At 59.1% G+C, this 13,545-nt stretch carries 11 protein-coding genes; 4 read left to right on the forward strand and 7 right to left on the reverse strand.

Going from position 1 to position 13,545, the window contains the following annotated elements; genetic code table 11:
• From KF708C_RS36565 to KF708C_RS31790, 7 genes are all read right to left on the reverse strand, one after another.
• A partial coding sequence (locus KF708C_RS36565; RefSeq protein ID WP_197090458.1) for a hypothetical protein occupies positions 1–356 on the reverse strand: 356 nt, incomplete at its 3' end.
• A gap of 170 nt (positions 357–526) precedes the next feature.
• A complete protein-coding gene (locus KF708C_RS36205; protein ID WP_156174044.1) occupies positions 527–1,747 on the reverse strand; it encodes a hypothetical protein in 1,221 nt (406 codons plus the stop codon).
• Positions 1,747–2,004 carry a PAAR domain-containing protein gene (locus tag KF708C_RS35230; RefSeq protein WP_081651619.1) on the reverse strand — a complete coding sequence of 86 codons (258 nt, stop codon included), beginning with the start codon at positions 2,002–2,004 and terminating at the stop codon, positions 1,747–1,749. The genes KF708C_RS36205 and KF708C_RS35230 overlap by 1 nt, the downstream gene beginning before the upstream one ends.
• A 90-nt stretch (positions 2,005–2,094) precedes the next feature.
• On the reverse strand, positions 2,095–2,631 hold the full coding sequence (locus KF708C_RS31775) for a hypothetical protein (RefSeq protein WP_156174045.1): 537 nt from the start codon (positions 2,629–2,631) through the stop codon (positions 2,095–2,097).
• Between the two features lie 53 nt (positions 2,632–2,684).
• Positions 2,685–3,782 (reverse strand): hypothetical protein, encoded by a 1,098-nt coding sequence (locus KF708C_RS36210; RefSeq protein WP_155888407.1) that lies wholly within the window; start codon positions 3,780–3,782, stop codon positions 2,685–2,687.
• Positions 3,779–6,286 carry a phospholipase D-like domain-containing protein gene (locus tag KF708C_RS35235; RefSeq protein WP_156174046.1) on the reverse strand — a complete coding sequence of 836 codons (2,508 nt, stop codon included), beginning with the start codon at positions 6,284–6,286 and terminating at the stop codon, positions 3,779–3,781. The genes KF708C_RS36210 and KF708C_RS35235 overlap by 4 nt, the downstream gene beginning before the upstream one ends.
• A 3-nt stretch (positions 6,287–6,289) precedes the next feature.
• Complete coding sequence (locus KF708C_RS31790; protein WP_082080174.1) at positions 6,290–9,031, reverse strand: type VI secretion system Vgr family protein; 2,742 nt, start codon at positions 9,029–9,031, stop codon at positions 6,290–6,292.
• Positions 9,032–9,318: 287 nt separating this feature from the next.
• Between KF708C_RS31790 and tssB the strand changes: the two genes are divergently transcribed.
• The 4 genes from tssB to KF708C_RS31810 all read left to right on the forward strand — a co-directional run bounded on the left by tssB (position 9,319) and on the right by KF708C_RS31810 (position 13,545).
• Positions 9,319–9,834, forward strand: coding sequence for a type VI secretion system contractile sheath small subunit (tssB, locus tag KF708C_RS31795; protein ID WP_020205598.1), 516 nt, complete (start codon positions 9,319–9,321; stop codon positions 9,832–9,834).
• Between the two features lie 24 nt (positions 9,835–9,858).
• Positions 9,859–11,406: a type VI secretion system contractile sheath large subunit gene (gene tssC / locus KF708C_RS31800; protein WP_059415716.1), complete on the forward strand. Its 1,548-nt coding sequence runs from the start codon at positions 9,859–9,861 to the stop codon at positions 11,404–11,406.
• Positions 11,407–11,536: 130 nt separating this feature from the next.
• Entirely contained in the window at positions 11,537–12,883 is a 1,347-nt protein-coding gene (gene tssK, locus KF708C_RS31805; RefSeq protein WP_082080176.1) for a type VI secretion system baseplate subunit TssK, read from the forward strand.
• 11 nt (positions 12,884–12,894) lie between these two features.
• On the forward strand, positions 12,895–13,545 hold the full coding sequence (locus tag KF708C_RS31810; protein ID WP_059415721.1) for a DotU family type IV/VI secretion system protein: 651 nt from the start codon (positions 12,895–12,897) through the stop codon (positions 13,543–13,545).

Consider the following 13,545-nt stretch of genomic DNA (forward strand, 5'->3'; position numbering starts at 1 on the left):
CCCTCGCCGCCCTTGCTCCATAGCAGCACCGCGTCAGGGGTGATCAGCCAACCCGTTTCGGCAAGGCCGGGCAGCAGGTGCTCAATAACGTCATCGTCGCCGGTGAGCAGTAGCCAAGGCTGGCGATGGCGCCAGCGCCAACCGTGGATAGCTCGAAGGCGTGTTGCCAGCGATTCCCTCAAGGGCGCCCACGCTAGCGAATCGGGCACTTCCGACCCGGCCACAGAATCGACCGGCACGACCCCCTGGGCAAGCAATGCCTGGTCTACCACGCGCCCCGCCTTGCGAAACTCCACCAAGGAAAACAGCGGGATCACAACCAGCAGGATTGCTCCACAGCCCAATACCCATGCCATCGCACGGCCTCGGCTCTCCGGCGTAGTCAGGCCAATCGTCGCGCCGAGCAGATAAATCAGGACACACGCCAAGGCGCATGCGAAGACCAAGGCCCAGAGTAGCCCAGAGGGCAGGCGGACCTTTGAAGCGGGAGAGGGAACGTCAGACACCTTCATGCGCTGTTAGATTTTCATTTGATCATGGTCATGCGGACCAGGTCACGTTGCTGGCTCGCAACCATTTGCGGACGCCCTGTTTGATGTGCATGCTCGCTCGCGAGTGCAATGCCAAGCCAATCGGCTGCGATGCCCGCATGGCCAAGACTGGCATCGACCTCTTGGATTTCACCCGCGTTCCGGCCGGCGTTCGTCCAGGCAGCCAGGATGGCTGCCCCAGTTGCGCTATCCACGCCGGATTGCCACAAACTACCGGCTTCGTCAGCAGAACCCCGCCCCCATTGCATGGCGGATGCTAGGACCCCGCCCATATCGGAAAGAGTGCCTTCAACGGGACGATGCAGCGCAGTATTCCCCACCCACCCTGCTCGCCGTCCAGCGCATTGCGTCACAAATAGCAAAGCCACGCCAGCCTCGGTACTATCAGATGGCGGCACGTCATACAGTTGTGCGGCGACGACCAGGATCGCGCGGGCCGTCTTTCCACCATTGTCAAGCCACCTATCCACTTCCATAACGCCATAATCTGCCGTTGTGTGCTCGACATTTTCCCCGCGCAGGCCCATCTCCACCCAGATGCGTTTCCAGCCGACCAACGCCTCAGCGGGGTCAATTGACCGCCCGTCAGCAACCAGATAGACATCCAGATGCAGCCGGGCCGGCAAGTCTCGCAGCGCATCCGTCATGCGTTCGAGCAACATCTGATACACCGATTCCGACCGGATGGCCGCTGGCTTCCTGGCGAATTCACTTGCGACATGGCCAGCCTCGTCCTCGCTCTCAATAAGAATCGAGTGCCGGACGTGAGCATTGACGGCATCCACATAGGTCGATTCCAACACGCTTTCACCATCGACGATGCGTTCGGCAACACGGTCTCCCCCAAGAGCGGTGACATAGGCAATTTCCAGTAAGCTCAATGGCTGTTGGGCATGTCTAATGGCAACACGCAAACCCTCGTCTCGCACTTCGTTGCGAATGTGCGTTTTCATCTGGGCATACTGGAACAGCCCATAACGCAGAGAAAACATCACTCCGTAGCAAAGGCCCGGAACACCAAATAACCAGGCCCAAAAGACTCCTTCGTGAACCGACTTGCCCGCAGGCCAGCACCACAAGGTCAAACCGGCACCGGCACCCATCACCACGATAAACAACACAAGCCAAATCACCGCCGAAGGCCCATCATCGCCACAGGCAACTTCTGCCGGCAATGCGGAGAGGTCGATCGGCATCAGGCAATTCCGGTATTGGGTGCCGACGAAATCAGCGAGCACCCGCAGGCAGTTCGGTGGCCATGAAAGGCCACCGGAACGCCATCATCGGTAAACGATGGGTCACCCTCGACGATCACGTTTTCTCCGTGCATTGGGCAAGACACCCAATCACCTTTGCGCGCCACCGGGCTGCCGTCGATCAACATCGTCACCGAGCCCGTGAGAACTACCCCGCCATGTGAATTTCCGTCGCCCTTCCTGACAATTCCTCTCATTTCTTTATCTCATCACAATATAAGATCAAGCTTCCTACTTAGCGGCGCCGACTATGGCAACCGCTGCCCATGACTTCTCGCACTCCGAGCTCACTTCGGCAATTCGGCAGGTCCGGCCGTCCACAACCAGCACATGGCCGTGGCCCCTCCCCACGTCACGCCTACCGCCACCAGCAGCATTGCAAGCCAGATCAGGGAGGCTTCGATCGTCCCGCCCAACTTAATGGGCAATGCGTTTCGAAATCCCCGTTGATCATCCAGGCAAATCAGCAACAGTGCTCCCGCGGCGGCAACTACCCACGGAAATACGGCATAGGGAGCGAGTCCGTTCCGTCGTTGTCGGAACACACGCACGCACTGCCTCAGCCAGAGCAACGAAACGAAGACAGGCAACGCGAGAATGGTGCGCGACAGCAACACCAAACTGAACATATCCCGCTCGGTCATCAACGTCAGCAACCAAATGGGAAGCACCCAGAAAATGAGTGCCCAGGCCATGACGAGCTGCAGATGCGATCCTCGTCGGGCAATTAAACTCACGCCCAAGAGCGTGACAGTCACGCCAAGCACACCTGCAATCAGGATCAACATTCCGCTGATATAACCCGCATAATCCGCATTAGACATAGCTGGCAGCCCCGACGCTCGTTGTTACCGGAATTAGACCGCATCCATCATGATCACTCCCGCTTGCGCAGTGACGCCACCACCTCGTCCGCTAGCCGCTTGAATTCCTCCTTCGACATTGGCGTAAGATTGCGTTGCCTTGCCACTTCCGACCGTTGAATCAAATGAATGTCCAAGGCATAGTAACCACCCTGCGGATTGGCGACAGCACGATATCCATAGTCCACGTCCCCATTCTGACGGGTGATTTGGATGAAACTGCTGTAGCCCTCATAGTCCGCCATCTTGACTGACGGAAATGGCCAAACGAGAGTTCGCATTTCCCTTTCTCGGGGAAGTTGCTCCCAAAATACCCTGAGGCTATCGCGGCTTTTTTTCTTGTTTTCGCTTGATGACAATCGGAAATCCGACGCGTCATCGTTACGATCCCACCAGGCACCATCACCCACCCAGATCATGATATCCGGGTGTTTCGCAAGCACGCCCTTCTGATAGATCCTTAGAAATCGCCCACGAAACGTCGTGCCGATGAAAGAAAATGGCAAACACAAGCCCTCTCCACTAGAAATCTCAAACAATTCCCGTGGCCGGAATAGCTTCACCTTCTCTTCAAAGGTCGGCTCGCCTGGGCTTGCTTTTCCTTTCGGAGGTCCTGAGATCGAATAAATCCTGCCAGCACGGTAGAAATACCCGTCAATACTATCTGGGCCATCTCGCCATGCGAAAGCATTTATGTCGCTGATTGGGTACGCGGAAATACTTTCCCCGTAGATCTGCCTCTCTTTCGCTGCATCCGTCATCGGTGCATTTTTTGCCTCATCAAGCGCATTTTTCTTATTACTGATATATGCGTCGTGCAATTTTTTTTGCACCGTATAAAATTCTTTGATCGTCACGTTACTGCCCGATGCAACCGGAAGTTCAGCTACCTGATCGCTTCCGCTAACGTAGTCACCAACAACGCTGCCAACCGTCCTCACAAGGGGCTGGAAATCCGCTGGCAGGTCCACCTGATATAACCCAACACACTCACTTTTCCAGGCCACCCCGTCTGTTTTAAATCCAAATACTTGCGCCTGACACACTCCCGCGCAAAGAGACAAGAGCATCCAGACCAACTGGAACCTGATTAGCTTGAAGGGATTCCTCATGATGCGCTCCCGTTGTCAGGCAACTGCCCGACTGCGGCCAGAACTGGCCGGGGTGCAGCATTTTTCTCATCGGGAACTTCCTTTGTTGGCAAAGGATCTCCCTCTGTAACCAAAGTATAATTTAGCTTCACATCGTTGTTCTCACCCTTGGTCCATGCATAAGGAAACAACGTCGCGAATCCCTTAATATTTCCCAATTCAGCCACCTGCTTTTCATCGAGTGGTGGCGCCTTCCAGAATTCCGAGTCAAATGGCATCCTTGTCCTTGCAAGCGTCAAATCTGCCCCCTTTCTCTCATTCTTCTCACCTCTGTGATAGACGGGCCAGATCGAAGCCCCCCTTTTCCGCTCCGTATTCTTTTGTGGATCAGAAGGGTCAAAATTTTGGGGAATAAAGGGAAACGCTGCTTCATAAGCCTTTGCGTTAGCGTCCGCAATTTTTTGAATGTTCTTCCAGCTGCCCGGCTTCCCTGGCTGCTGGATGGCGTTTTTCAACTCTGTTGCTTGCTGAACACTACTGCTGCCGTTTTCCACGTTGAGGCCGAAAATCTTCTCCCACACCGCTACCCGTAGATGGTGCGCGAAGTTCCGCACCAGGCGGGGTCGACCGTCATCAAGCACATCCTTACTGCCCTGTTTAGTGTCCAGAATCAGCACTCCAAGCTCTGAGTCACGATCCCCCAGCAAACTCCGATCGTTGATATTGGCACTGCCTAGCAGCACATAACGATCATCCACAATCATCAATTTCGAATGCACGTAGACCTGTTCTGTCACATAGCGTTCGCCCAGCTTGGTCCAGTTACGGAGATTCAATAGCGTGACGTACCTGAAGCACTCAGAAATCTTAATATCCTTATAATCATTCGTCGTCTCGCTCTCCCTGCAAACCGCCGCCTTGAGGGATGCCAATTCCTTGACGGTCTTGCACGTGCCTTTATTTGCATCGAACTCCCGCTTCGCCCACAAGTGCCGGCGAATCCGGTTCAACAGACTGAACCGCCCGAACACCAGCGTCTGCATCGTCCAATGCACCTGGCATAGCACCGCCCCATCATTCAGCTTCCCTTCCGGATGTACAGGCAGCGTGATATAGACGTGAAATGGCTCCCCATCAGGGTTGTCAAAGATTGCCCGCCTTATCCGGTCTCCAATGCACTGGCAAATGTCGTTCTGGATTCCTTCGTCATCGCCGTCGTAGCCCCAGCGGGTAGCCTTCGCCGAGACCATGCTGTACACCTCCGCGCCTGGCCCTACATAGCCGGGGCCCGGCGACGGGCTCGGGTTCCAGTCCGATTGGGCGCCGTCAATCGTCCGCGCCGAACCCGATTTCACCTGAGCACTGCTGAAGTTCGAGACGAAAAATTGATTCTCGATGTAGATGAAGTGCGTGCTATGGTCGATCAGCAACCGCATTGCCTGCAGATGATCACTTTGGGTCTTGCCGCTATCGCACATCGCCGGCGGAGCGCTACGCAGCACCTGAACCACGCAGCCACCTTTGCTTTGGACCGGTTTTTCCGCGTTTGTCAGCTTGGGGAAGTCCTTCTTTGCACCGTGGTTCCAGCGGCTCACGAAATTCCGCGTGAGCTCCGCGACAGCCGGTCCCTCAATGCGCACCTCGACATCATTCCAAGGCTGGCGGGGCTGGATGGCCACATCCAGTCCGTCGAGCGTTGTAGACAGTGGCACACCGGGCTTGTCCTTCGCTATATTGCCGCTGTATGGCTTCTGATAAGCGCCTCGTTCAATAGCCTCGCGTGCGATTTTCTTGTTCGTCTTAACGAGATACGGCACCCCTGCAGCGGTGTCCCATGGGCCACTCATGAGATCTGGATCGACGACCTCCACTTCACCATCGGTGACTTTACCCACCGGAGCCACGCAGGCGTTGTAGCGATTCAACCCCTTTCGACCATCCGCGTCCGCACGCAGGGTGAACTGCGCATCGTCATATCGACCATAGGCGAGATCGATGCCGCCGACGTAACCGATCTTCCGGTCAATCACGACCTGCTTCTGATGATGACTGTAGAAATCCCTATTCCGGGGTGACACCGAAGCCGACAACTGAACGTAGACTTGCTTGCCCTCGACTCCGCGCCGCAACGTGTCATTGATGCTTTCCAGCGCGCTCTTGGTTTGATCGTCGTAGGTCTGCACCGGTGGAGAGTCATCCCACGGCATGACATAGATCTTGAGGCGTGGCTTTGCCTTGGCCGCGCTAAGCAGAACGTCGTACAAGCGTTTGCCAGGCGCGAGCTGAGCATCCCAATTGACTTGCCATCCTGCGATATAGATGCTTTCCGTGGCACCAGCAATATCTTTGATCAGGTCGGAAAAATAGTCCTTCCCACAAATATATGGCTTGACCTGGTTCCCTTCGAGTGGCACGGAAAATCCATCCACAACGTGGAGGGAGCTGGTCACCGCGGCTTTATATGGGCTGCCATCCGTGCCAACGATCTGATGAACTTGACGCCTCTTGTCGGTGTTATCCGGCACGACTCAGACCCCCTTTATCTTATTCAGCGCGGCCTTGCCACCGACCTTTAGTACATCGGCGATGTGAGCGCCAGCCGAGCCATCGATATCCGTGCCGTTGATGCTACCCATTGCATCGGTATAGCCCATTGCATTGATGGCACTCTGATAGGCTTGACGGCTGCTCCAGCTCGCCAACTCCTGGTCCAGTACCAATTCATGGGCCCGGCCGTTCGCAACGACCCACATCTGATTCGGCGTCTCGTCATAGGCAGCCTTGAGCCTTTCCATTTCCGCGGATGTCAGTGGCAGTTTTCCAGCAGCGTCTACCCGTCCTTTCAGCAAAGGTTCAAAGTCCAGCAGGGCCTCTTCTGGACTCTCGGCCTGGACGATGGTCCATGGGGTATGCACGAGGTGGCCTCCGTGCTCACCAGGGACGTCCGGCATCATTAAATTGAACGTGGAAGGCGTCTCGGGCAACGCAGTGCGTGGCAGTACTGGCATTTTCATGTTCAAGCTCGCTGGCCCCACCTTCTGAAAGGTCGCGCACTTGAATTTCAGGTCCCCCGGGCAAGCGATCTCGATATTGCCGTTCTCCAGCTTGATGTAAGCGCCGCCACTGGCGAGAACAACCGACTTCTCGCCAACTGCCAACACCTTGCCAGTGGCGCTGGCCACTGTGACATCCTTGCGGCCAGTCATGGACAGTTCGTCGTCCTGCGCCTGTATTTCGACCTTGCCCTTGGCGGCAAACAGCTTCATGCCCAGTTTCTGCGCAAACAGCGAAACCGCCTCGCCTGCGGCAACCGTGAACTTCCTGATGACGCCGATATCAGCATTGCCGCCGGCAGTAGCAAACAGGTTCCCAGTGGCCGACACCTGAAGATGCGAACCGCTCGTCAACGCCACGCCTGCCGGAGCAGTGGCAAGCAAACCTGCCCCCTTGAGTTCATTCAGGGTCTGCTCAAACAACTGCTTTTGCTTCTCGAACTCGGCGGCGTGCGCCTGAGCCGCCTGCGCGGCCTTCGCCATTGCCTGCATCTGCTCAAGCGCAAGGTTCAACTGCTTCTGCGTGCCTTGCATGTCCAACTGCTGCCCATTCGCTCCCGGCTGGTCGTCCGCGGAAAGGAACAATCCCTTGCCGCCCCGGACCGCCCCCCAGCCCGACGTGCGCAACTCGAAGCCGTCTCCCCGCTTTTTCTTCTGATGATCAACGAGATACCCCAGGTTGAGCTGGGTCTTGCCATACTCGGTGGAGAGCTTGATCCCCTCCTGCCCCTCCCAGTCCTCAAACCGCAGCTTGTTGTTGCTCTGCGTGCGAATCACGTTGCGCGACAGCCAGCGATCCTGATTGGTGATCAGGTCAGGGTGCTGGCTGGTGTGCTGCACGCTGGCGATGTATGGCTTGTTCGGGTTGCCGTCTCGGAACGCCACGTCCACATAGGTGCCGTCGATCAGAGGAAAGTGAAAGCCCGTCTGCCGCGCCCCAGCGAACGGCTTGGCCAGGCGCAGCGGCACGCTCTCGCCGCCATTGGGCCAGGCGTCAAAGTCGAAATCGAAGCGGACGATGTAATGACCATCCTGGGTCAGGTAGGCATACTTGTACTGGCCCGGCGAGGTGATGCGGGCGCTGAGCGTGCCGGGGATGCGCGGCCAGTTGGCTTCGTCCATCGGCAGCCGGAAGCGCCGGTCCGAGGGAATGGCCTTGTAGGTGTTGCGGTAGGCGGCATCACGCGCGCCGGTGTGGACGACCTCGGTGACCACCTGCCCGTTGGGCGCGTCGGGCAACGCCAGGTCCAGTCGCAGGATGCGCGCCGGGCGCAGCGCCAGCACGTTGCTCTCACCCGTGTAGACCAATTGGCCGGCGAACTCGGCCTCGTGACGCAACTGCGCTTCCCACTTGGCGTCGTCGAAGTCCAGGTGATGCGTGCCATACACGTAGGACTGACCGTAGGTGGTCCTTTCCTTCGCGACATCGGCCTCTCCGGCGGGGCGTTCCCATGCCTTGTCGGGATTGAAGTCCGCGACCCGGAATGACTCGGGGATGGTCCGCGCATGGGTCCTGAGCGAAAACACCGTTTCCTGGCCTGATTCCAGTCCCGCCGTCTCGCGATAGGGCACTCGCAGCTCCGGCTGGTAGAGGTAATGGTCGATGTCATCGCCGAACACGATCATCTCGCCGAACTCGCCATGGATGAAATAGCAGTACAGGCCCTCCTGCTCCATCAGCAGCCGGATATAGTCCCAATCTGATATCTGGTACTGCATACGCAACTTGTGCTGCGGGTACTTGCGCCGCGTCTTGAAGGCGAACTGGTGGCCCTTGAGGTCGTGGCGACGCAGGATGGCCTCGATGATCTGGGGCGCGGTCTGCTGCTGGTAGATGCGGCTGGCGCGCGTGAGCCGCAGCCGCGCGACGAGCGGCTCCACGACGATCTCGTAGCCGCAGAAATCCCGGGTCTGGCGGGTCTTGGAGAAGCGCGTGATGCAGCCGGCAAACTTGCGTGGCTCGCTGCCGTCGGCGGGAGCGATCAGGAAGGTCGCGTCTTTGCCCAGATACCCGGCTCGATCAAGCTCAAGCGGATGCGTCAGTTGGATAGTGACGGCATAGGGCTCGCCCATCCGCTCCACTGCCTCGAACGACACCACCGACAGCGCGGCGGCGCTGGCTGTGCCCGGCACCTCGAGAAAGTATGCCTGCCGCCCGGTCAGTCCCCTGAGCAGGGCATCACCGTAAGTCCTCAGTTCCCTACCCAGATCCGCCATTGCTTGCGCTCCGTTGTCAGCGTGATCGAACCCTTTTTCACAGGCCGTGCATCGCTCGACACACAGCGCCTTGCGGCGCACGATAAACGCTTTTTCTTATGGAGAGAACCCCTTTGTCTCCGCATTAACATTGATTCACGATCTTCGACAAAAAATCAATCCAATTAAGATTCCTCTGATTTTCTTTCGATGAATTACGTGATATAAATTAAAAACAAGCGCCGTACCCATCGTTTTTCAAGCAGCAATAAAAACCGTTAAAGTCAGAATTAAAAAGGATCAGAATAATGGCTGAGAGTTTCCAGAACGAAGTGCCCAAGGCACGCGTCAATATCAAGCTGGACCTGCATACCGGTGGCGCGCAGAAGAAGGTGGAGCTGCCGCTCAAGCTGCTGGTGATGGGCGACTACAGCAACAGTCAGGACGCGCGAGCGCTTGCCGAACGCGAGAAGGTCTCGATCAACAAGAACAACTTCAACTCGGTCCTCGCCGACTTCAACCCGAAGGCCAGGATCGCGGTCGACAACACCCTCGCCAGCGATGGCTCGGAGCTGCCGGTCGATCTCGATTTCAAGTCGATGGACGACTTCAAGCCGGAAGTGGTGGCCGGCAAGGTACCCGAACTGCGCGCCCTGATGGCGGCACGCAATCTGCTGCGCGACCTGAAATCGAACCTGCTCGACAACGCGATGTTTCGCCGCGAACTCGAGAAAATTCTCAAGGACCCGGCCCTGTCCGAGCGCCTGCGTACCGATCTGCAGAATATCGGCCACGCCGCCCCGGCCTCCCCGTCCGTCCAGTAACTGCCTTCCTTGAGGAACCAACCCATGGCCAAGCATGAAATCACCGCCCACGCCCCTGGCGAAACCGACACCGTCGTCCTGGATGCGCCCGGCAAGAGCGTCTATGAATCGCTGTGCGAGAAAATCAACCTGACGCCGGTCAAGGCCACGCGCCCTGTGGAGTCGTTCCAGAGCGCCGATGCGCTCTCAGAATCGTCGCTGGATGAACGCGTCGCCCAGGCGATGAACGTTTTCCTGAAGATGATCCAGGACTCGTCGCAGCAGGTGGATCGCCTCGACAAGAGCCTGCTCGATTTCCATATCGAGCACCTGGATCAGCAGATCAGCCGCCAGTTGGACGCGATCATGCACAACGAGACGTTCCAGCAGATCGAATCGGCTTGGCGTGGCCTCAAGTTCCTGGTCGATCGCACGGACTTCCGCAAGAACGTCAAGATCGAAGTGCTGGATGTTTCGAAGGATGCGCTGCGCCAGGACTTCGAGGATACCCCCGAGGTCATCCAGAGCGGCCTGTACCTGCATACCTACATCCAGGAATACGACACGCCGGGCGGCGAGCCGATCGGCTCGATCATCTCGAACTACGCGTTCGACCGCAGCCCCCAGGACATCGCCCTGTTGCGCAATATCTCCAAGGTCTCGGCCGCGGCGCACATGCCGTTCATCGGCTCCGTCTCGCCAGCGTTCTTCGGCAAGGAGTCGATGGAAGAGGTAGCCAGCATCCGCGACATCGGCAACTACTTCGATCGCGCCGAATACCTGAAGTGGAAAAGCTTCCGCGAGTCCGACGACGCGCGCTATATCGGCCTGACTCTGCCGAATTTCCTGGCTCGCCTGCCCTATGGTCCGGAAACCGTGCCGGTACGTGCCTTCAACTACACGGAGGCCGTCAAAGGACCGGACCATACCCGCTACCTTTGGGCCAATGCCTCGTTCGCCTTTGCCGCGAACATGGTGCAGAGCTTCATCAAGAACGGCTGGTGCGTGCAGATCCGCGGCCCGCAGGCGGGCGGCCTGGTCGAAGACCTGCCGATTCACCTCTACGATCTGGGCACCGGCAACCAGGCCAAGATCCCGACCGAAGTGCTGATCCCGGAAACCCGCGAGTTCGAGTTCGCCAACCTGGGCTTCATCCCGCTGTCGTACTACAAGAACCACGACTTCGCGTGCTTCTTCTCCGCTCACTCGGCCCAGAAGCCGGCGCTCTACGACACCAAGGAGGCGACCGCCAACAGTCGCGTCAATGCGCGCCTGCCGTACATCTTCCTGCTGTCGCGGATCGCCCACTATCTGAAGCTCATTCAGCGCGAGAACATCGGTACCACCAAGGACCGCCGCCTGCTGGAGCTGGAGCTCAATACCTGGGTCAAGACGCTCGTGACCGAGATGACCGATCCGGGCGACGAGTTGCAGGCTTCGCACCCGCTGCGAGAAGCCAAGGTGATGGTCGAGGACATCGAGGACAACCCGGGCTTCTTCCGCGTCAAGCTCTTCATCGTGCCGCACTTCCAGATCGAAGGGATGGACATCAATCTGTCGCTGGTGTCGCAGATGCCCAAGGCGAAGAACTGAGCGACCGCAGCCAGTTTCAACGGCGATCTCGATATATCGCCAAGTGACTTGAGTCCCGCCGCACGCTGGCGCATGGCCACCGTGCGGCATCACCCATGCGGAAAACCTTTCCGCATACCAGCCGAGCACGATGAAGATAACAAGACCGCTGTGGGCGCAAGGGATTTTCATGACCCCGCAGCATTTCCAGCAACAAGCGCTGTGGGACCGCTATGCCGACGAGTACGTCGCACGCCTTGTCTGCCCCGATCCTTGGGGCGTCGTGCGCGTCGGGCTCGACCAACAGGCCCTGTCGATCCATCGGCTGGCGGTGAGCGCCCTGGCCCTGCGGCTGCCGGATGGCACCGTCATCGATACCGATCTCGCGGACCTGACGCCCTCGGCACGCGATCTTGGCGATGTGCCGGCCACCGTCGACGCGGTGGTCGTGCTGGTCGGCCTGGCCCTTGTTGATGCGCAAGGCGGCAATTGTGTCGAAGCCGGCGACCGGCCCGCGCGCCCGCGCCGCTTCATTCGGGAATACCGGGAAGTCGCCGACCTGCACGGGGAAGGCAAGGAAGAGATCAGCGTCGAGCGGCATGCGCTCGCGCTCCTCTTTGACTTCGAGGCAATCGGCGACTACGTCACCTGCGCGATTGCCCGACTGGTACGCACCCCTCAAGGACGCTTCGAACTCGATCCGGCCTTTGTGCCGCCCTGCCTGTTCCTGTCGGCCAGCGACCGGCTCACCGAGCGAATGGGCCGGCTATCGGAAATCCTGAGCGCCAAGAGCGCGAGTCTGGCCGTGCGGCGGCGCGAACGTTCCGACCAGATCGCCGACTACGCGGTTGCCGATGTGGCCCTATTCTGGCTGCTGCACAGCGTGAACAGCAGCTGGCCGGATCTGGCGCGCCTGCATGCGGCCCCGCAGCAGCATCCCGAACGACTTTACGGCACCCTGGCCCGGCTGGCCGGGGCACTACTGACCTTCTCCACCACCGAGACCCTCCAGGCCATTCCGGCTTATGACCATCTCGCCCCCGAACCGGTGTTCGCGGAACTGGAATCGCTGATCCGCACCCTGCTTGACACGGTGATCCCATCGCGCGTGGTGCCGGTGGCACTCGAACGTGCCCGGCCCACGGTCTGGGTAGGCAAGATCCTTGACGAACGGCTGGTCGAAGGGGCCGAGTACTACCTGTCCGTGCAGGCTGGACTGCCGGCCCACACGCTGCTTGAACAACTGCCGCGCCTATGCAAGGCCGGGGCACCGGACGAGGTGGAACAGATCGTCAACTCCGCGCTGCCCGGCATTCCGCTGCGCACGATGTCGCGCCTGCCCGCCGCCATTCCGGTGCGCATCGAGAACCAGTACTTTGCGCTCGACAGCGCCCACCCGGCGTTCAAGCGCATGCTGGACGCACGGGCCTGCCAATTCTACGTGCCGGCTTCGTTGCCGGACGTGTCGCTCGAACTCTTCGCGGTATTGCCGGCATGAGTCCCTCCACCATGCGTACCCCCGCCATGATGCTCCCGCTCGCACTGCGCGACACAGCGCTGACCGTCACGGAACTCGCCGACTCCGCCAGACCGACCGCTGGCTTCGAAACGTTCCGGGCAAAGTGTGTCGAACAGGTAGCCCGCCTGCGCGAGGAATTCGTGGCGAGCGGCCAGCCGGTCGACGTGATAGAAGACGCCGCCTATGCCCAGTGCGCCCTGCTGGACGAGGTAGCGCTAGGTCGGCTGCAGGGCGCCGACCGCGACGCCTGGGAGCGTGAGCCAATGCAGGTAGCGCAGTTCCAGAGCCACAATGCCGGGGAGATGCTGATTGCCCGCATCGAGCGGCGCCTGGCCGATCCGCAGCCGGTGCTGCCGCTGCTCGCCGTGTTCCACGCCGTCCTCGGGCTGGGTTTTCGGGGCCGATATGCCCTGGAGGGCGCCAGCGCCCGCACCGCCCTCATGCGCGCCATCGATGAACGCCTGGATCGCGCCGGCTGGCGAAACGCTTCCGGCCCGGTGCTGGTGACCGTCGGCAAGACACCTCGATGGCGCCAACTGTCGCCGCTTGCCTGGGTGGTCACCGCCGGCGTTGGCGCGGGTCTGGTCTATGTTGCGCTCGATCGGTGGCTGGCTGCGGCGATCACCCGGCTCGCGAGCTGA

This window comes from Cupriavidus basilensis (assembly GCF_000876015.1).
Classification (GTDB): Bacteria; Pseudomonadota; Gammaproteobacteria; order Burkholderiales; family Burkholderiaceae; genus Cupriavidus; species Cupriavidus basilensis_B.